Genomic DNA, 18,723 nt, shown 5'->3' on the forward strand with positions numbered 1-18,723 from the left:
ATGTTGATGTGTCAGCTATGTCTCCGAACACCCGTCAGTGATCTGTCCGGGCTAAACACTTCGCGGGGCATGACAGCGGAGAGTGAGGCGAGAGCTCACCGCCCCAAATGCCGCATGAAGATCCGGACCACATATCCCTGGAATCGCGGTGCTTCGTCGTAGAGATCTGACGCGATCCGCTCGATGGTCTCACGCAACGACAGGAACTGCGCCTGCCGTGCGCTGCTTTCGGTGCCCTGCATGCCCGCGAGCTCGTCCATGGCGGCGTCGCTGATCTGGCACTGCACGACCTCGTCGCCGCTCAGCATGGTGAAGCGAAAGGCCAGCCGTTCGAGGTCATGGCCAATGATCTTGTCGCGCGTCAGCGGCATCCAATTGTCCCGTCGCGCCCCCGAACGGGACAATGCTGAAAATCTGACGCCTTGTCACTATCCGCGCCGAAGGACGTGGCGGTCATCCGACGCCTATCAGCAGCGGCTCGACGAACCGGCTGCTCTCCAGCTTCAGTAGACGAGCGCCGTGCCGGTCGGCCTGTCGAGCGCCGCGGCCAGCGACCGATACTCCTCACAACCGGTCCCGCAGATGGAGGCAATCCGGCTCAAATGATAGAGCGCCTGCTCGCGATTACCCCGCTCGAGCTGCCACAGCCCGTAATATTGCCACGTCAGCACGTGGTTCGGATCCGCCTTCAATGCGCGCTCATACCAGACCTGCGACTGCTCGTAGTCGCCGAGCTTGCGATAGGAGTAGCCGATGAGGTTGGCGACGTTCGGATGGTCGTCATGGCCGAGCGACTTCAATTGCGCGATCGCGGCCGCATAGTCGTTGCGCTCGTAGATCGTGTCATAGGCCACGCGGTAGCCCGCCGCGAATGCGGGATCGCCGATGCCGGACTGATTGTTCGGCTTCTTGCCTTTCTGGGTTGCCTTGGCGCCCGGACGCTTCGGATAGGTCGGCTGCGGTTTCTGATCCGAATAGGCGCCCGCGTACGGATCCGTGGAGCTGGCGCTGCCCCCGCCTCCTCCACCCCCGCCTCCGCCCGCGGCAAAGGCCGGCGAGCACAATAGGGCTGCCGCGAACGTACCCAACACGAAGCGCCTGATCATCGCTGCGATCATGTCTGCCTCCTCAGTGTTTCAAGCGGCCCCGGACCAATTGATAACCCTGCCTCGGCGGCAATATTCCGGGACGCTGCGCTCACGGAGGCGTCAGCATGCGTACGACAGTTCCGGTGTCCTTTACTGGAAGGCCACCTCGGCAAAGCTGCGCAGCTTTCGCGAATGCAGCCGCTCCGATTCCTGTTGCTTGAGCCGCTCCAGCGCCTTCAGGCCGATCTCGAGATGCTGGCCGACGCGGCGGCGGTAGAATTCGCTGGCCATGCCGGCGAGCTTGATCTCGCCGTGCAGCGGCTTGTCGGAGACGCAGAGCAGCGTGCCGTAGGGAACGCGGAAGCGATAGCCGTTGGCGGCGATCGCGGCCGATTCCATGTCGAGCGCGACCGCGCGCGACTGCGACATACGCCGGATCACCTCAGGCCCGGAGATCTCCCAATTGCGGTTGTCGACGCTCGCGACGGTTCCAGTGCGCATCAGGCGCTTGAGCTCGAAACCTTCGAGCCCCGTGACGTCCTCGACCGCCTCCTCGAGCGCGACCTGCATCTCGGCCAGCGCGGGGATCGGGACCCACAGCGGCAGCTCGCGATCGAGCACGTGGTCTTCGCGCACATAGCCGTGCGCGAGCACGTAATCGCCGAGGCGCTGCGTGTTGCGCAGGCCCGCGCAATGGCCGAGCATCAGCCAGGCATGCGGGCGCAGCACCGCGACATGGTCGGTGACGTTGCGCGCGTTGGACGGACCGGTACCGATGTTGATCAGCGTGATGCCGCGATAGCCTGATGCGACCAGGTGGAAGGCCGGCATCTGCGGCATGCGCGCCGGCGCAACGCCGCTGATTGCGCCGGCGCTGCGCGTGATGACGTTGCCCGGCGCGACGAAGGCGTCAAGGCCAGCCTCACTCGACTGGAGCCGCTGCTGACAGAGCTGCGCGAAGGCGTCGACATAGAACTGGTAGTTGGTGAAAATGACAAAATTCTGGAAATGCTCGGGGTCGGTGCCGGTGTAGTGATAGAGCCGGCGCAGCGAGTAATCGACGCGGGCGGCGCGGAACAGCGACAGCGGCTCGGGCGCGCCCGGCTGAAGCTCGAAGGTGCCGTCGGCAATCGAATCGTCCATGGTGGCGAGATCGGGCACGTCGAACGCGTCGCGCAGCGATCGCGCGACAGAGGAGTTCTCGCTCGTCGTGATCGCAGCTTCGATGTTGATGTCGCGGCGATAGGCGAAGTGGATCGGGATCGGCTCGGCAGACTCGCCGATCTCGACGGGCACGCCGTGATTCTGGATCAAGAGGCCGATCTGCTCGATAAGGTAGCTCCGGAACAGATCCGGACGCGTCACGCTGGTTTCATGGACGCCGGGCCCGGCGACGAAGCCGTAGGCGAGACGGGAATCCAGCCGCGCATGCGTCGCGGTGGTGAGGCGGACGAAGGGATAATAGGCTCGCACCCGCGTCGTGATCGCTTCGCCGCCGACATAGGCCTCGAACCGGTCGCGCAGGAATTTTGTGTTGCGCTCGTAGATTTCTTCGAGCCGCGCGACCGCGAGTGTGGCGTCGGAGAAGGATTCGGTGGCGATGGAGGATGGGGATTGCATGGTCGACCGCCGAGTTGATGGGCTTGAGTCGAACTATAGCAAAGAAGTCAGTGCCGTAGGGTGGGCAAAGCGGAGTGTGCCCACCAATATGCCCGTCGTGTAAGAGACGGTGGGCACCGCGCATCGCGCCTTTGCCCACCCGACGAGACCGACAGCGAGAAACACGGTGCCGTGGGGTGGGTTAGCGCAGCGTAACCCGCCACTTCTGCTTCCGCGGATAGAGAAGCGGTGGGTTACGCTGCGCTAACCCACCCTACGAGATCACGACGCGCTTTCGCCCGTCACTTCTCCCGGAACGCCCGCATCAGCTGGTCGTGCAGCGGCTTCATCAGATAGGACAGCATCGTGCGGTCGCCGGTCTGGACGAAGGCTTCCACGGGCATGCCGGGAATCATCTTGACGTCGCCGAGACGGGCGATCTCTGCGGCCGGCATCGAGACGCGGATGGTGTAGTAGCTCTGGCCGGTGCGCTGGTCGGTGGTGACGTCGGGCGAGACGCGGCTGACGAGGCCGTTGAGCTCCGGCGTGGTGCGCTGATTGAAGGCGGAGAGGCGCAACAGCGTCTTCTGGCCGATCTGCAGCTTGTCGATGTCGACCGGATTGACCTTTGCCTCGACCTGGAGATCGTCGGCCTGCGGCACGATCAGCATGAGAGCGTCGCCGGCGGTGATGACGCCGCCGACCGTGTGCACCGTGGATTGCAGCACCATGCCGTCCTGCGGCGCGCGGATGTCGATGCGGCGAAGCTGGTCTTCGGCGGCGACCTTGCGCTCGATCAGCTCGCCGATCTTGTCGTTGGTCTCGCGCAGATCCTTGGAGACCTCGCTCACCACGTCCTTGTCGACCTGGATGATCTGGAGCTCGGTCTCCGTGATCTTGCCCTTGGCCTGGGCGCGCGAAGCGATGTACTGCGCGCGTTCGCCGTTGAGACGGGCCGAGTCGCGTTCGAGCTGGGTCAGACGCGAGATCTGCACCAGACGCTTGTCGTAGAGCTCGCGCACGCCGGTGAGCTCGTTCTGCACCAGCGCGATCTCCTGATCCTTGGCCTTCTCCTGGGCGCTGAGCCCCGCGATCTCCTCGTTGAGCTGCGTGATGCGCTCGCGAAGCTGGGCCTTCTGTCCGGTGCGGCCGTTGACGCGGACGTCGAACAGCTTGGTTTCGGCGGAGAGCAGCAGCTTGACGTCGGGATCCCCAGCGCGCTCGATCAGGGCCTGCGGAAATTCGATCCTGTCGACCCCGCGCTGCTCGGCCTGCAGGCGCGCCGCACGCGCCTGCGCGGCGTCGAGATTCTTGGTGACGATGGCAAGGTTGGCCTTGGTGACGGTATCGTCGAGCCGCACCACGATATCGCCGGCCTTGACCAGGTCGCCGTCGCGGGCCCGCACCTCGCCGACCACGCCGCCGGTCGGATGCTGCACCTTCTTGACGTTGGATTCGACCACGATCTGGCCCGGCGCGATCAGCGCGCCCGAGATCAGCACGGTCGAGGCCCAGCCGCCGAGACCGACGACAAGCACCAGCACGATCACGAAGCCGAGGATCAGGTGAAACTTGATGGATTCGCGTACGGTCTTGTTCGCGGCAGGCTTCGGGCCGCCGATGGCCATCGTGCTCATGGCTTTGTGCTCATGGTTTGGCCACTCCACCTTCGCTGACGATCTTGATCGGGGCCGGCGGCGTCACGCGCGGCTGCAGTACCTGGGCGAGCACCTGCTCCTTTGGGCCGAAAGCCTGCATGCGGCCATCACGCAGCACCAGGACCTGGTCGACCGCCTCGACGCCGATCGGGCGGTGCGCCACCACGACCACGATGGCGCCGCGCTCGCGAGCGGCGCGGACGGCGCGGGTCAGCGCCTCGTCGCCTTCGGTGTCGAGATTGGAGTTGGGCTCGTCGAGCACGATCAGGAAGGGGTTGCCATAGAGCGCGCGCGCCAGCGCCACGCGCTGCGCCTGGCCGGCGGAAAGCGCCGTGCCCTGCTCGCCGACTTGCGTGTTGTAGCCCTCGCGCATCTTGATGATCATCTCGTGCACGCCGGCTTCTTTCGCAGCCGCGATGATGCCCTCGGACGTCGCCTCGGGATCGAACCGGCTGATGTTCTGGGCGATGGTGCCGCCGAACAATTCGACGTCCTGCGGCAGATAGCCGATGTGCCGGCCAAGCATGTCGGACGACCATTGGTCGAGCGCCGCGCCGTCGAGCCGCACCTTGCCGCGCACCGGCTGCCAGACCCCGACCAGCGCGCGGATGAGCGACGACTTGCCGGAACCGCTCGGGCCGATCACGCCGAGGCCGTTGCCCGCGGCGAGCGCGAAGGTGATGTCCTGCACGATGAGGCGCTGGTCGCCGGGCGGCACCATGGCGACGCCTTCGACCGAGAGCCGGCTCGTGGGCGCCTGCAACTGGGTCGGCATCGTCTGCGCCGGCATCTGCTCCAGCAGGCGTGTGAGGCGGTGCCAGCTCTGGCGTGCCGCGACGAAGGATTTCCAGTGCGCAATGGCGAGATCGACCGGCGCAAGCGCGCGGGCGGAGAGGATCGAGCCGGCGATGATGATGCCGGCGGTCGCCTCCTGGTGGATGACGAGATAGGCGCCGACCGCCAGCACGGCCGATTGCAGCATCATGCGCAGCACCTTTGCGACCGCGCCGAGACCGCCGGCGACGTCGCTCGCATGTTGATTGCCGGCGAGATATTTTTCGTTGGTCTCGCTCCAGCGCTGGTTCATCCGGCCGGCCATGCCCATCGCCACCATGACTTCGGCGTTGCGGCGGCTGGCCTGGGCGAGATCGTTGCGCTGGGCGGCAAGCCCCATCGCCTCGCGCGCCGGCTGGCGGGACATGAACTCGGTGACCAGCGTCAGCCCGACCAGGATGATGGCGCCGACCAGCGCGGTGACGCCGATCATGACGTGGAAGGCGAAGCAGATGGCGAGATAGAGCGGCAGCCAGGGCAGGTCGAAGAATGCGCTCGGGCCCATTCCGCCGAGAAAGGAGCGGACATTGTCGAGGTCGCGTAGCGGCTGGAGGCCTTCGTTGCGGCTGCCGACCAGAAGCGGCAGGCGCACGATGGTGTCGAACACGCGCTTGTTGAGGGCTTCATCGAGCGCGGTGCCGATCCGCCCCAGGATCCGGTTGCGGATCATGTCGAGCACACCCTGCGCCATGTAGAGGAAGCTGGCGAGGATGATCAGGCCGACCAGGGTCGGGACGCTGCGGCTCGGCAGCACCCGGTCGTAAACCTCCAGCATGAATATCGACCCGGTCAGATAGAGCAGGTTGATCATGCAGCTCATCAAGCCGACGCCGATGAACGCCGTGCGACAAGCGCGTAAGGCGTCACCGAGCTCTGAACGGCGGACGCCAGGACCGGCTGCCATCAGTCTGATCTCTTTCAGGTGGGGGCCAAGGCCCCTGATTTTACGAGCAATTCAGGGTACTCGCCCCGGATTAACATCATGTTCGCCCTGCGTCCAACGCAGCCGGGTTCATCCAAAACCCTGATGGCCCACATCTACCCCTGATGGCCCCGCACGCAAGTCCGGTATTTCACAGTCTTTGCGGCTTTTTGGTGCAGTGGCCGCCGCCCCTCCCGGTCCTGGAGAGGCGGCTAGTTCCGATCGATCGAACCGGGCGGCTGCTAGAACCGGCCGCCGCCCCGCACCAGCCGTACCACCAGCAGCAGGATGACCGCGCCGATGGCGGAATAGACGATCTCGGATACCAGGCCCGTGCCGAGGCGAATGCCGAGCTTCGGAAACAGGAAGCTCGCCACCAGCGCACCGGCGATGCCGACCACGATGTCGCCGATGATCCCGAACCCCGTTCCGCGCACCACCTTGCCGGCGAGCCAGCCGGCCACCAGGCCGACGAACAGGATGACGAGCAGGCCTTCGTTTGAAATGTGCATAAATCTGGTCCCTCTGCATGAACGGCCGCATGGAACGGGAACCGGGATGAATGGCGTCTGAATGCTAGTCGCTTCACCCGCCTTCGACAAAAATGTCGAAAACAACCCCATGCAAAGTAGAACGGCTTCTGCCTGCAGTCGCCGGTGAACTGTGACAACTCAGTGTTGCCGTAGAGGAATTTCAAAGGAAGCGCTGCTGCAGCGCCGTTCAAATACTATGACAGCGCCGCCGTCTGCTCCGCCAGCACACATCGCGCCGCCCGGCCCGGCCCGACCGCCACATTGGCAGGCAATTGCGCCAGGCAACGGGGCTGCGCCACGGCGCAGCGCGGGGCGAAGGAGCAGTTGTGGGGTTTCTCGGTCAGCGAAGGCGGCGTGCCGGGAATGGTTTCGAGGCGGGCGCCACGCTTGGCGCCGTGAATAGTCGAGGCGAGCAGGCCCTTGGCATAGGGATGCACCGGGCTGCGGACGATGTCGCGAAGCGTGCCCTGCTCCACGATCTGGCCGGCATACATCACCGCGACACGGTCGCAGATCTCGATGGCGACGCCGATGTCGTGGGTGACGAAGATGACGGACATGCCGAACTCGCGCTGCAGCTCGCGCAGCAAGAGCAGGATCTGGATCTGCACGGTGGCATCGAGCGCGGTGGTCGGCTCATCCGCGAGCAGGATTTTTGGCCGGCACGCCAGCGCCAGCGCGATCATGGCGCGCTGACGCATGCCGCCGGACATCTCGTGCGGATAGGCGTCGAGCCGGCGTTTTGCGGAGGGAATGCGCACGACTTCGAGCATTTCGAGTGCGCGTGCCCTGCCCTCCGCGTAGCTTTTGCCCTCGTGGCGCACGACGCTTTCGGCGATCTGCGCCCCGATGGTGTAGACCGGATCCAGCGCCAATGCCGGCTCCTGGAAGATCATCGACACGGTCTGGCCGCGGAAGGACGACAGCTCCTCGTCGTTCATGGCGAGCACGTCGCGGCCCATGACGTTGACGGTGCCGGAAATCTGCGTGCGCTTCTTCGGCAACAGCCGCATCAGCGCACGCAGGGTCACGCTCTTTCCCGAACCGGACTCGCCGAGCAGGCCCAACACCTCACTGTTGCCCAGCGAGAGACTGAGATCGTTCACGGCGTAGACCGTGCGCTCCCCGGTGAAGCGGATGTTGAGGCCCGAGATGTCGACGAGGTTGGTCATGACGGCAGTTTCGGCAATCGATCGTGATAATCGGTGACGCGCTGGAAGGCGGCGCCGATGGTGAGCAGGGTCGCTTCGTCGAAGGAGCGGCCGATCAGCTGCATGCCGACCGGCAGGCCGCTTTTCGTGAAGCCCGAGGGCACGGTGAGCGACGGCAGGCCGAGGAAGTTCACCGGGCGGGTGAACAGCGTCAGCCGCTGCACCATGGCCGGTGCGTTCGGCCCGCCCCCGACATCGCTCTCCTCGATCGTCGGCGCCGGCACCGGCGAGGCCGGCGCGATCACGGCATCGACGTCCGAGGTCGCTGCGTTGTGCGCGGCCAGCGCCGGGCCGCGCCAGCGCATCGCCTCGAGATAGGTGATGGCGGGAACGGCGAGACCGTTCTGCAGCCGCATCAGGACTTGCGGGCCATAGTCCTGCGGACGCTCGATCATCCAGCGCTTGTGGAAGGCGGCAGCTTCGGCGGCGAGCACGAGCTGGCTCGCCGAGGACAATTGCCGCTGGTCCGGCAGCTCGACCGTGACGATGTCGGCGCCCTCGCGCTTGAGCACGGCGATGGTCTCGTCCAGCACGCGCGCGACCTCGCTGTCGAGATCGTCGACATAGAACGAGGCGGGTACGCCGATCTTGAGGCCCTTCAGCGAGCCCTTGGTGGCGCCGACATAGTCCGATAGCGGCTCGTGGCTGCAGGTCGAGTCCGCAGGGTCCGCCCCAGCCATCAGCGCCAGCAGCAGCGCGCAATCCTCGGCGGTGCGGGCAAGCGGGCCGACGGTGTCGAGCGAATGCGACAACGGCATCGCGCCGGCCCGGCTGACGCGACCGACGGTGGTCTTCAACCCCGTGACGCCGCAGAAATGCGCGGGCATCCGGATGGAGCCGCCGGTGTCCGAGCCCAGCGCCCCATAGGTCAGCCGCGCCGCGACCGCCGAGCCGGAGCCCGACGACGAGCCGCCGGTGATGTGCGCGACGTTCCAGGGATTGCGCACCGGGCCGTAATGGGCGTTGTGCCCGGTCGGACCATAGGCGAATTCGGCCAGATGCAGCGTGCCGAGCCTGATCTGGCCGGCATCCTTGAGCCGCTGCAAGGCCGTGGAGGTCACGGTCGGCACGAAATCACGACGGATCAGCGAGCCGCAGGTCGCGACGTGGCCTGCGTCGTAATACATGTCCTTGTGCGCGAGCGGCACGCCGTGCAGCGGACCACGGACATTGCCTTTGGCCAGCTCGGCATCAGCGACCTCGGCCGCCTTCAGTGCAGCCTCCGCCTCGATCGACATGAAGGCGTTGAGATGCGGCTGCCACTGCGCGATGCGGTGCAGCAGCGCGCGCGTCACCTCATGCGAGGACACCTGCTTCATCGCGATCGCGCGCGCGACCTCGGTGAGCGTCATCAATGCAGGCTCAGTGCTCATTTCGACACCTTCTGCGTCTGCGCGATCGGATAGAGCGCGGGCTCGAGGTCGAACGGCAGCGTGCCGGCGATGGCCGCAAAGCCTTCGAAGGCAGGTCCGATGGAATTAGAGATGCGCATCGCGATCTCGTCGTCCACGGGGACGCCGGCAACCAGCGCAATCGGCTTGATCTCTTTCGGTGTCGGTCTCGTCATGCGATCTTCTCCCTGGGCGCGCGGCTGTGGCCTGAACCCGGTATCGCCATGTAGCACGCGGCCTCGTGGCCCATATTATCCAGCGCGGTGAGCTTTGGTGTCGCATTTGCGCAGAGCGGCTCCGCAAACGGGCAACGGGTGTGGAAGCGGCAGCCCGGGGGCGGATCAATCGGGTTGGGCGGATCGCCGGTGATTGGCGGTTGCTCGGTGCGCCTGTCGGGGTCCGACGACGGCATCGCCGCCAGGAGTGCGCGCGTGTAGGGATGCGCAGGGTTGTCCCAGACCTGGTCGACCGGGCCGAGCTCGACGACCTCGCCGAGATACATCACCAGCACGCGGTCCGAGATGTAACGGACGACGTTGAGGTCATGGCTGATGAAGAGATAGGTCAGCCCGAACTCGCGCTTGAGATCGGCGAGCAGGTTGAGCACCTGCGCCTCGACGGATTTGTCGAGCGCGGAGACCGCTTCATCCAAAATCACAAGTCGCGGCGACAGCGCCAGCGCGCGCGCGATGTTGACGCGCTGGCGCTGGCCGCCGGAGATCTCGTGCGGATAGCGGTTGGCGAAGTTCTCCGGGCGCAAGCCCACCTTGCCGAGCAGCTCGCGCGCCAATGCGCGTGCCGCGCCATCGCCCATGCCGTGCACCTTCGGGCCAAAGGCGATCGATTCCTCGATCGTCAGGCGTGGATTGAGCGAAGCATAGGAGTCCTGGAACACCATCTGCATGCCGCGGCGTAGCTCGCGCAAGCTCAGCGACTGGCCGACGGTCATGCCGTCATAGATGATGTCGCCGGTGTCGCGCGGCATCAGATGCATCAGCAGGCGCGCGGTGGTGGACTTGCCGCAGCCGGACTCGCCGACGATGCCGACGGTCTCGCCCTTGGCGACGGCGAAGGAGACGTTGTCGACGGCGCGCACGGTGCGCTTCGCGGCAAACAATCCACCGCGAACGGGAAAGTGCTTTGTCAGTCCGTTGACCTGAAGCAACGGCTGCGCGACGCCGCCGACGTCCTCGACCGGCTCGAGCATTTCGACGGATGTGTTGCTCTCGCTCATGGCTAGTTCCTGATGTCCATGGCGCTCCGCAGGCCGTCCGAAAGCAGGTTGAAGCAGATCGAGACCGCGAAGATCATCGCGCCCGGCAATGCGGCGACCCAGGGATTGACGTAGATCGCGGTGCGCAAGGTGTTGAGCATCAGGCCCCATTCCGGCTCCGGCGGCTTGGTGCCGAGGCCGAGGAAGGAAAGACCGGCGGCCAGGATCATCGAGACCGAGATCAGGCTCGTCGCATAGACGAAGATCGCACCGAGCACGTTGCCGAGGATGTGCACGCGCATGATGGTGAAGGGCCCGGCGCCGGAAGCGCGCGCGGCCTCGACGAAATCCATGTTGCGCACGCCGGTGGTGACGCTTTCGGCGACGCGGGTGATCTGCGGCACGAACACGACCGTCAACGACACGATGGAATTGAGGATGCCGGCGCCCAGCGCGCCGGAGATCGCGATCGCCAGCAGCACGGAGGGAAAGGCGTAGAACACGTCGATCGTGCGCATGATCGCGGTGTTGAGCTTGCCGCCGACATAGCCGGCGACGAGGCCCAGCGAGGTGCCGATGCAGAAGGCGAGGATCACGGGCAGAATGCCGATGACCAGCGACAGCCGCCCGCCGTAGATCAGCCGTGCCAGCATGTCGCGGCCGAGTTCGTCGGTGCCGAGCGGGTAGCCAACGGTGCCGATGTGGCGCAGGCGGCGGATCATCGAGCCCTTGTAGGGATCTTCCAGACCCAACCATGGCGCAAGGATCGCGGACAGGAAGATCAGCAGCAGCACCAGCGCGCAGGCCATGCTGACCTTGTCGCGCCGGATGCGGCGGCCGACGGTCGCCCAATAGCCGCGCGCCTTGGTGGCGGGGGCGGCCTGCAGCGCGGCATCGGCGGTGGCGGCGGACAACGGAAGCTCGCTCATCGCCGCAATTTCCATCGTCGTCCCGGCGAAAGCCGGGACCCATAGCCACGAAATGTAATTTGGCGAAGACTCGTCGTGGCCGTCTCGTCCCACAACCGCTTACCGGGGTTATGGGTCCCGGCCTTCGCCGGGACGACACTGAGTGTGTGGCACCTCATCCCACTAGCCCCGCTTGATGCGCGGATCGATCGCGGCTTGCGCGATGTCGACCATGAGATTGAGGAAGACGAAGAACAGCGCCAGGATCAGGATCGTGCCCTGCAGCAGCGGCAAATCACGCTGGAAGATCGCCGAGTTGAGCAGGAAGCCCGAGCCCGGCCAGGAGAACACGGTCTCGATCAGGATCGAGCCGCCGAGCATATAACCGAGTTGAAGCCCCATCACCGCGAGCGCGGTGGGCGCGGCGTTCTTGATGACGTGGCGGAACACGCCGCGCTCATGCAGCCCCTTGGCGCGCAGGGCCTCGACAAAATCCTGGCTCAGGATGTCGCCGGTCAGCGCGCGCACCGTGCGGGTGACGATACCCATGGGAATCACCGATGTCGTGATCGCGGGCAGCACGAGGTATTGCAGGTGCGCCCAGTCCCAGGCCCAGGTGGCGGAGCCGCCGGGCCCGGCGCCGACCGCGGGCAGCCAGTTCAGCTGCACCGAGAAGATGATGACGAGCACCATGCCGAGCCAGTAATGCGGCACGGATACGCCCGCGATGGCAAAGGACGTCGCGAGCTTGTCGATCCAGGTCTCGCGGAAATAGCCGGCGATCAGGCCGAGCAGGATGCCCATGGTGAAGCCGATGATCGCGGCGGCAATAGCCAGCGTGACGGTGTTGCTGACCGCGCGCATGACCTCGGCGAGCACGGGGCGCCCCGTCGCAATGGAATTGCCGAGATCGCCGTGCAGCGCGCGCATCAGCCACAAGCCGAACTGCACCGGCAGCGGGCGGTCAAAACCATAGGCGGTACGCAGCTGCGCGGCGAGCTCCTGCGAGGCATCGGCCGGCAGCACCGCGACCAGCGGATCGCCCGGCGTGATGTGCACGAGCAGGAAACACACCAGCGCGACGCTGATGACGATCGGGACGACGTAGACGATGCGTCTGGCGATATAGGCGAGCACTGGTCTTCTTTCTTCCTTCTCCCCTTGTGGGAGAAGGTGGCGCGAAGCGCCGGATGAGGGGTATCTATCCGCGGATACAGCATTATCGAATGAGCGAGAGGGTCACTCGCGGAGAGAGACCCCTCACCCGGCTTCGCTGTCGCGAAGCCACCCTCTCCCACAAGGGGAGAGGGTGCACTGTTCGTGTGGCGCGAACTACTTCATCGACACCAGCGAGAAGTCGATGAACCAGCTCTTCGGCTGCACCACGCCGGTCACCTTCGGGCTCATCGCGCGGGGGCCGACGTCGTGGGCGACGTAGAGGAATGCGGCATCGTCGACCGAGGCCGCGTGCAGCTCGGCGAGCGCGGCGTCGCGCGCGGCGGGATCGAAGGTCTGGCGGGCCTTCTTCACCAGCTCGTCGAACTTGGGATTGTTGATGAAACCCCAATTGTTCGAGACCGGCGGCGCCATGCCCGATTGCAGGAAGCGCACCAGGGCGAAGAACGGATCCATCGCCGCGTAGGTCACGTTGGTCGCGTGCGAACCGTTCGCCGACGGATCCTTGGCGCCCCGGCGCCAGTTCGTGAACAGCGTATTCCATTCGATGACGTCGAGCTGCACATCGAAGTAGCATTCGGCAAGGGCCTGCTGGAGATACTCGTTCATCGGCAAGGGCTGCATCTGGCCCGAACCCGAGGCGGAGGTCTGGGTCTTGACCGTCAGCTTCTTGTTGGGGCCGAAGCCCGCCTCCTGCATCAGCTTCTGCGCAGCCGCCTTGTCATACTTGATCTCGAAGCTCGGCTTGCCGCGCCAGGGATGACCGGGCTCGAAGGTGCCGGTGGCCGGCACCATCAGGCCGGCGAGCAGGCCGTCCTTGAGACCTTCGCGATCGACGCAGAGGTTGGCGGCCTTGCGCACGCGGATGTCGTTCCAGGGCGAGCCCTCGACGCGGGAGAACTGCCACGGCCAGACATGCGGCTGCTCGTTGGCGTAGAGCTTGAAGCCGCGCTGCTTGAGCTCGGGCAGTGCGTCCGGCGCCGGCGCCTCGACCCAGTCGACCTGACCGGAGAGCAGCGCCGCGGTGCGGGCGTTGGCTTCCGGCATCGGCAACAGCACCATCTTGTCGACCTTGGGCACGCGCGCCTTGTCCCAATAGCTCGCGTTCTTGACGAGCTCTAGCCGCTCGCGCGGCGTGAAGCTCGCCATCTTCCACGGGCCGGTGCCTGCAGCGTCCTTGGCAAACGCCGTCCATGCCGCCTGCGACTTGGCCTTGGCGTCGGCGCCTTCGGCCTTGTCATAGAAATGCTGCCACTTCGCCGGGCTCGCCATGAACAAATTGGTGAGGTTGATCGGCAGGAAGCTGTCGGGCTCCTTGGTGGTGAGCTCGACCGTCATGTCGTCGATCTTCTTGGCGGAGGCCAGCGTCGGCATGCGCGAGGCCGTGACGCCGACCTGGCTGGCGTCGAACTGCGGCGCGTCCTGCTTCAACACCTTCTCGACGTTCCACACCACGGCATCCGCGTTGAACGGGGAGCCATCGTGGAAGGTCACGCCAGGGCGCAGCTTGAAAACCCACTTGGTCTTGTCGGCATCGTCGACCTTCCACTCGGTGGCAAGGCCGGGAATCACCACGCTCGCCTTCTCGGCGGAGGACAGGTCCCAGCCGGTCAGCGCGTCGTACATGGTGAGGCCGGTGAAGCGGTTGCCTTCAAAACCCTGATCGGGCTGGCCAAGCGTGCGCGGAATATCGGCAGCGGTCATGCCGATGCGCAGCACGGTGTCGGCGCTGGCCTCACGCGGCCATGCAGCCGCCGTCGCTAGAGCGAGCACCGCGATCCATGCCGCGCGCGTGTTCTTCTTAGTAAGCATCGCCTCAATCCCTTTCCGGCTTCGATGACTATTTTTGATGCAATCGTATGCAATGGCTATGCCAAAGAGAAACTTATTCTGCGATTTGGCCCTGCGACGACAAGTCCTTGTAGGTCGCAGGCGGGTCCACGCGCCGCGCTGCCTATTCTGGCATCAAGATTGCAAGTTCGGTCTCGAAATCCCCTGGGAGCTCTGGGCCATGCGTGTTCGTCTATCGATTTGTCTCGCCGTGCTTGCACTGGCGTTGTCCGCAATCTCGGCGCGCGCCGAAACCGTGGTGCGCTACGGCATCTCGATGGCGGACATTCCGCTCACCACGGGTCAGCCCGATCGCGGCGCCGGCGCCTATCAGTTCACGGCCTACACGATCTACGATCCCTTGGTGGCCTGGGAGATGGACGTCGCCGACCGGCCCGGCAAGCTGGTGCCGGGGCTTGCGACCGATTGGAAGGTCGATGATGCCGACAAGACCAAATGGCGCTTCACGCTTCGCAAGGGCGTGAGGTTTCACGACGGCAGCGAGTTCAACGCCGACGCCGTGATCTGGAATCTGGACAAGGTGCTCAACGACAAGGCGCCGCAATTCGACAAGCGCCAGAGCGCGCAGGTGAAGACCCGCCTCCCCTCCGTTGCGAGCTACGCCAAGATCGACGATTTCACCGTGGAGATCACCACCAAGACGGTCGATTCCTTCTTTCCCTATCAGATGCTGTGGTTCCTGGTGTCGAGCCCGGCGCAGTACGACAAGCTCGGCAAGGATTGGGACAAGTTCGCGAGCCAGCCCTCCGGCACCGGCCCGTTCAAGCTGACGAAGCTGGTGCCGCGCGAGCTTGCAGAACTCAGCAAGAACCCGGACTACTGGAACAAGAAGCGCATTCCCAAGGCCGACAAAATCGTGCTGGTGCCGATGCCGGAAGCGCTGACCCGCACCAACGCGCTGCTGGCGGGGCAAGTCGATCTGATCGAGACGCCGGCGCCGGATGCCGTGCCGCAGCTGAAAGCCGCCGGCATGAAGCTCGTCGACAACGTCACACCGCATGTCTGGAATTATCATCTCAGCGTGCTGCCGGGCTCGCCCTGGACCGACATCCGCCTGCGCAAGGCGCTGAACCTTGCGATCGACCGCGACGCCGTGGTCGGGCTGATGAATGGCCTCGCCAAGCCCGCGAAGGGCCAGGTCGACCCGTCCAGCCCGTGGTTCGGCAAGCCGGGCTTCGAGCTGAAATATGATCTGGCTGCGGCGAAGAAGCTGGTCGAGGAGGCCGGCTACTCCAAGGCGAAACCACTGAAGGCCACCTTCATCATCGCACAGGGCGGCACCGGCCAGATGCTGTCGCTGCCGATGAACGAATTCCTGCAGCAGAGTTTTAAGGAGATCGGCATCGACATCGACTTCAAAGTGGTCGAGCTCGAGACATTGTATACGCATTGGCGCAAGGGCGCGGCCGACGAGATCAACGCCGGCATCACCGCCAACAACATCGCCTATGTCACCTCAGACCCGCTCTACGCCATCGTCCGCTTCTTCCATTCGGGCCAGATCGCGCCTGTGGGGGTCAACTGGGGCGGCTACAAGAACCCGAAGGTGGATGCCCTGATCGACGAGGCCAAGCAGACATTCGATAGCGCCAAACAGGACGAGTTGCTGGCCCAGGCGCACGCGCTGATCGTGGACGACGCCACGCTGGTCTGGGTTGTACACGATACCAACCCGCACGCGCTGTCGCCGAAGATCAAGCAGTTCGTGCAGGCGCAGCATTGGTTTCAGGATCTGACGACGATCGGGATGGAGTGAGCGGCAAACACAGGTGTCGTAGGGTGGGCAAAGCGAAGCGTGCCCACCACCTCGGCATTGCGGAGCAGGATCGTGGGCACGGCGCTAACGCGCCTTTGCCCACCCTACGAGAGTTGATGGACGTCGCTGGCGTTTGAGCCAAGCTGCCGTATCAACCACCACTGTCGTCCCGGGCAAGCGCCAGCGCAGACCCGGGATCCATAACCACAGGGAGTCGTTTGACGAAGACACGTGGTTGCCAATCTCGCGCGGCAACCACTCCCTGGGGTTATGGGTCCCCGCGTTCGCGGGGACGACAGCGAATTTGAGGCGCTGGCAACGCAAACAACGCCTCCCCACTACTTCGTCAGCAGCGCATACGCCCCGCTCCAACCCTCCGGCGGCGGGTTGATCTGAAAATCCCTGATCCTCGCCTCGTAGAGCCTGAACAGCTTTTCCAGCGTGTCGGCATCCTCGCTGCGACGGCCGCGTTCGATCGCATCGAGTGCGCCCTGCCAGTCGCGGCCGCGGTAGCAGCCGAGCATTTCGATGGTGATGTTGCGCAGGCGCTGGAAGGCGCCTGAGTGCATCACGTCCTCGCGCCCGGCGATAGCGTAGATCACCTCCGGCTCGGTCTTGCCCTTGACCATGATGAAGTCGAGCTCGAGGATCGCGAACTTGTCCTTGGCGGCAAGCGCGGTCCTGGATCCGACGATGATCGGGAAGCCGTATTCCTTCGACTGGCCTTCCAGGCGTGAAGCCAGGTTCACGCTGTCGCCGAGCACCGAATAATTCTTCTTCAGGTCCGATCCCATATTGCCGACCACGCCGATGCCGGTGTTGAGGCCGATGCCGACATTGAGCGGAATGTAGACATGGCCGCCGTCGGCGGCTTCCTGCTCGCGCTCCTTGTTGACCGCGTCGATCTGCTCCAGCATCTGGATCGCGGCCTCGCAGGCGTTGACCTCGTGCTCGGCATCGTCGAGCGGCGCGTTCCAGAACGCCATGATGGCGTCGCCCATGTACTTGTCGATGTAGCCCTTCCGCTCGATGATCACGTCGGTGAGCGGCGTCAGGAAGCGGTTCATCAGCGCAATCAGGCCTTGCGGGTCCTGCTTGTAGCTTTCCGAGATCGTGGTGAAGCCGCGCACGTCCGAGAACATGATCGTCATCTCGCGCTCTTCGCCGCCGAGCACGAGCTTTTCCGGCGACTGCGCCAGCTGCTCGACCAGAACCGGCGACATGTATTGCGCGAACTGCCCGCGGATCTGCACGCGCTGGCGCTGCTCGCGCACGAAGCTCGCGAAGATCAGCGTCAGATAGACCGCAGTGGTCGAGAGCAGCGGATAGGTGAAATCGATGAGGTAGCGGTACTGCGCGTAGAAGAACCAGGACACGCCGACCAGGATCGCAGCGAAGGTCGCACCCGCGAGCACGAGGCGCACAGGGCCGAGATTCGGCGTGAAGATGATCACGAGCAGGCCGATGACGAGCGCGGCCAGCAATTCGACGCCGAGCGCATAATTCGGCTGCGAGATCACCGCGCCGCTCAGCACGCTCTCCAGCACCTGGGCGTGGATCTCGACCCCCGGCATGGCCCGTGACACCGGCGTCGTCTTGATGTCGTTCAATCCGCCCGCGGAGGTACCGACCAGCACCAGCTTGCCGGCGAACCTGGAAGGCGGCAGGCTGTTGTCGAGCACGTCGACCGCGGACACGTAGATCGAAGGATCCCGGCGGGCATAGTGCACCCAGAGCTGACCGTTCTTGTCGGTCGGAACTTCCAGGCCCTTGAGGCGGATCGACCTGATACCGGCCTTGTCCGTGCGGACCAGCAGGGTCGGCGTTCCCGTGACGACACGCAGGATCTCGAGGCTGAGCGAGGGCATGATGTTGCCCTGGGCGCGCATGATCATCGGCACGCGGCGGATCAATCCGTCACGCTCGGTCCGGATCGAGAACAGGCCGCGACCGGCCGCGATCTTCTCGATGATCGGCACGTTGCGGAGCAGGCCGGGGAATTCGAACAGGAAGCGCTCGGCGCCCTCCTCCCCGAGCGTGGCCACGCCCGTGAACGGAAGCGATTTATCGAGCTCGGACAGGACCTCTGGAAGCCCGGTTTCTCCCAGCACCACCCGCGAGCGCTTGATCGCGTCGGCGAGGACCTGGTCATTGCTCGGCAGTTCGCGCAGCTTGGCGCGGGTGGCGTCGTCCAGATAGCGCATCTGGCTCGCGACCAGCTCCGGGTTGAGCCGGTCGGGCTCCGAGAACACCACGTCGAAGCCGATCGCCACCGCGCCGCTATCGGTGAGGTTCTGGATCAGGTCGGCGATGCGCGTGCGCGGCCACGGCCACTGCCCGAGCCTGGCGAGGCTCTTGTCGTCGATGTCGACGATGACGACCGGCCGCGATGCCTTGTGGCGCGGGTCGATCAGCTGGAACATGTCGAAGGTGCGCAGCCGCAATTCCTGGATCGGCAGCGGATCCCACAGGCGCGCGCCGGCGAATATGACCAGCAGCGCAAGGCACATCAGCCGCGCAAAGCCCAGCTTCCGTGCAAACCACCGCCGCAGGATCTTGAGACGTTTCATGCTGGTGGAATAT

15 protein-coding genes are annotated in these 18,723 nt (G+C 65.0%); 1 reads left to right on the forward strand and 14 read right to left on the reverse strand.

Annotated elements, in window-relative coordinates; genetic code table 11:
- Positions 1 to 95 precede the first annotated feature (95 nt).
- The 13 genes from XI04_RS32995 to XI04_RS33055 all read right to left on the reverse strand — a co-directional run bounded on the left by XI04_RS32995 (position 96) and on the right by XI04_RS33055 (position 14,345).
- A complete protein-coding gene (locus XI04_RS32995; protein ID WP_020508771.1) occupies positions 96 to 371 on the reverse strand; it encodes a DUF1488 family protein in 276 nt (91 codons plus the stop codon).
- A 132-nt stretch (positions 372 to 503) separates the two neighbouring features.
- Complete coding sequence (locus XI04_RS33000) at positions 504 to 1,118, reverse strand: tetratricopeptide repeat protein (protein WP_028140654.1); 615 nt, start codon at positions 1,116 to 1,118, stop codon at positions 504 to 506.
- Between the two features lie 120 nt (positions 1,119 to 1,238).
- Positions 1,239 to 2,708: an AMP nucleosidase gene (locus XI04_RS33005; protein WP_028140655.1), complete on the reverse strand. Its 1,470-nt coding sequence runs from the start codon at positions 2,706 to 2,708 to the stop codon at positions 1,239 to 1,241.
- 281 nt (positions 2,709 to 2,989) lie between these two features.
- Positions 2,990 to 4,324, reverse strand: coding sequence for an HlyD family type I secretion periplasmic adaptor subunit (locus tag XI04_RS33010; protein ID WP_028140656.1), 1,335 nt, complete (start codon positions 4,322 to 4,324; stop codon positions 2,990 to 2,992).
- A gap of 10 nt (positions 4,325 to 4,334) precedes the next feature.
- Positions 4,335 to 6,083: a type I secretion system permease/ATPase gene (locus XI04_RS33015; RefSeq protein ID WP_095426868.1), complete on the reverse strand. Its 1,749-nt coding sequence runs from the start codon at positions 6,081 to 6,083 to the stop codon at positions 4,335 to 4,337.
- Between the two features lie 260 nt (positions 6,084 to 6,343).
- The gene (locus tag XI04_RS33020; RefSeq protein WP_028140658.1) at positions 6,344 to 6,613 is read right to left on the reverse strand and encodes a GlsB/YeaQ/YmgE family stress response membrane protein; all 270 of its coding nucleotides are present in this window, start codon (positions 6,611 to 6,613) and stop codon (positions 6,344 to 6,346) included.
- A gap of 215 nt (positions 6,614 to 6,828) precedes the next feature.
- Positions 6,829 to 7,806: an ABC transporter ATP-binding protein gene (locus XI04_RS33025; RefSeq protein ID WP_028140659.1), complete on the reverse strand. Its 978-nt coding sequence runs from the start codon at positions 7,804 to 7,806 to the stop codon at positions 6,829 to 6,831.
- Complete coding sequence (locus XI04_RS33030) at positions 7,803 to 9,218, reverse strand: amidase (RefSeq protein ID WP_271623887.1); 1,416 nt, start codon at positions 9,216 to 9,218, stop codon at positions 7,803 to 7,805. Before XI04_RS33030 ends, XI04_RS33025 begins: the two co-directional genes overlap by 4 nt.
- A complete protein-coding gene (locus tag XI04_RS33035; RefSeq protein WP_271610143.1) occupies positions 9,215 to 9,412 on the reverse strand; it encodes a hypothetical protein in 198 nt (65 codons plus the stop codon). The genes XI04_RS33030 and XI04_RS33035 overlap by 4 nt, the downstream gene beginning before the upstream one ends.
- Positions 9,409 to 10,470, reverse strand: coding sequence for an ABC transporter ATP-binding protein (locus XI04_RS33040; protein WP_271610144.1), 1,062 nt, complete (start codon positions 10,468 to 10,470; stop codon positions 9,409 to 9,411). Before XI04_RS33040 ends, XI04_RS33035 begins: the two co-directional genes overlap by 4 nt.
- A 2-nt stretch (positions 10,471 to 10,472) precedes the next feature.
- On the reverse strand, positions 10,473 to 11,378 hold the full coding sequence (locus tag XI04_RS33045; RefSeq protein WP_095426896.1) for an ABC transporter permease: 906 nt from the start codon (positions 11,376 to 11,378) through the stop codon (positions 10,473 to 10,475).
- A gap of 162 nt (positions 11,379 to 11,540) precedes the next feature.
- Positions 11,541 to 12,494, reverse strand: coding sequence for an ABC transporter permease (locus tag XI04_RS33050; protein ID WP_028140664.1), 954 nt, complete (start codon positions 12,492 to 12,494; stop codon positions 11,541 to 11,543).
- A 195-nt stretch (positions 12,495 to 12,689) separates the two neighbouring features.
- Positions 12,690 to 14,345, reverse strand: coding sequence for an ABC transporter substrate-binding protein (locus tag XI04_RS33055; protein ID WP_095426865.1), 1,656 nt, complete (start codon positions 14,343 to 14,345; stop codon positions 12,690 to 12,692).
- Between the two features lie 199 nt (positions 14,346 to 14,544).
- Here XI04_RS33055 and XI04_RS33060 point away from each other — a divergent pair, with 199 nt between their 5' ends.
- A complete protein-coding gene (locus tag XI04_RS33060) occupies positions 14,545 to 16,140 on the forward strand; it encodes an ABC transporter substrate-binding protein (protein ID WP_271610145.1) in 1,596 nt (531 codons plus the stop codon).
- A gap of 338 nt (positions 16,141 to 16,478) precedes the next feature.
- On the opposite strand, the gene XI04_RS33065 is transcribed toward XI04_RS33060, so the two are convergent.
- A complete protein-coding gene (locus XI04_RS33065) occupies positions 16,479 to 18,710 on the reverse strand; it encodes a CHASE2 domain-containing protein (RefSeq protein ID WP_212428828.1) in 2,232 nt (743 codons plus the stop codon).
- Between the last annotated feature and the right edge of the window lie 13 nt (positions 18,711 to 18,723).

Origin of the sequence: Bradyrhizobium sp. CCBAU 11430 (genome assembly GCF_028128855.1) — a bacterium.
Lineage (GTDB): Bacteria > Pseudomonadota > Alphaproteobacteria > Rhizobiales > Xanthobacteraceae > Bradyrhizobium > Bradyrhizobium ottawaense.

Bases quoted from the DNA above. Each gene is read 5' to 3' on its own strand.
- XI04_RS33025 (WP_028140659.1), bottom strand. From the start codon at position 7,806: ATGACCAACCTCGTCGACATCTCGGGCCTCAACATCCGCTTCACCGGG.
- XI04_RS33055 (WP_095426865.1), bottom strand. From the start codon at position 14,345: ATGCTTACTAAGAAGAACACGCGCGCGGCATGGATCGCGGTGCTCGCT.
- XI04_RS32995 (WP_020508771.1), bottom strand. From the start codon at position 371: ATGCCGCTGACGCGCGACAAGATCATTGGCCATGACCTCGAACGGCTG.
- XI04_RS33010 (WP_028140656.1), bottom strand. From the start codon at position 4,324: ATGAGCACGATGGCCATCGGCGGCCCGAAGCCTGCCGCGAACAAGACC.
- XI04_RS33030 (WP_271623887.1), bottom strand. From the start codon at position 9,218: ATGAGCACTGAGCCTGCATTGATGACGCTCACCGAGGTCGCGCGCGCG.
- XI04_RS33040 (WP_271610144.1), bottom strand. From the start codon at position 10,470: ATGAGCGAGAGCAACACATCCGTCGAAATGCTCGAGCCGGTCGAGGAC.
- XI04_RS33020 (WP_028140658.1), bottom strand. From the start codon at position 6,613: ATGCACATTTCAAACGAAGGCCTGCTCGTCATCCTGTTCGTCGGCCTG.
- XI04_RS33005 (WP_028140655.1), bottom strand. From the start codon at position 2,708: ATGCAATCCCCATCCTCCATCGCCACCGAATCCTTCTCCGACGCCACA.
- XI04_RS33045 (WP_095426896.1), bottom strand. From the start codon at position 11,378: ATGAGCGAGCTTCCGTTGTCCGCCGCCACCGCCGATGCCGCGCTGCAG.
- XI04_RS33000 (WP_028140654.1), bottom strand. From the start codon at position 1,118: ATGATCGCAGCGATGATCAGGCGCTTCGTGTTGGGTACGTTCGCGGCA.
- XI04_RS33060 (WP_271610145.1), top strand. From the start codon at position 14,545: ATGCGTGTTCGTCTATCGATTTGTCTCGCCGTGCTTGCACTGGCGTTG.
- XI04_RS33015 (WP_095426868.1), bottom strand. From the start codon at position 6,083: ATGGCAGCCGGTCCTGGCGTCCGCCGTTCAGAGCTCGGTGACGCCTTA.
- XI04_RS33065 (WP_212428828.1), bottom strand. From the start codon at position 18,710: ATGAAACGTCTCAAGATCCTGCGGCGGTGGTTTGCACGGAAGCTGGGC.
- XI04_RS33035 (WP_271610143.1), bottom strand. From the start codon at position 9,412: ATGACGAGACCGACACCGAAAGAGATCAAGCCGATTGCGCTGGTTGCC.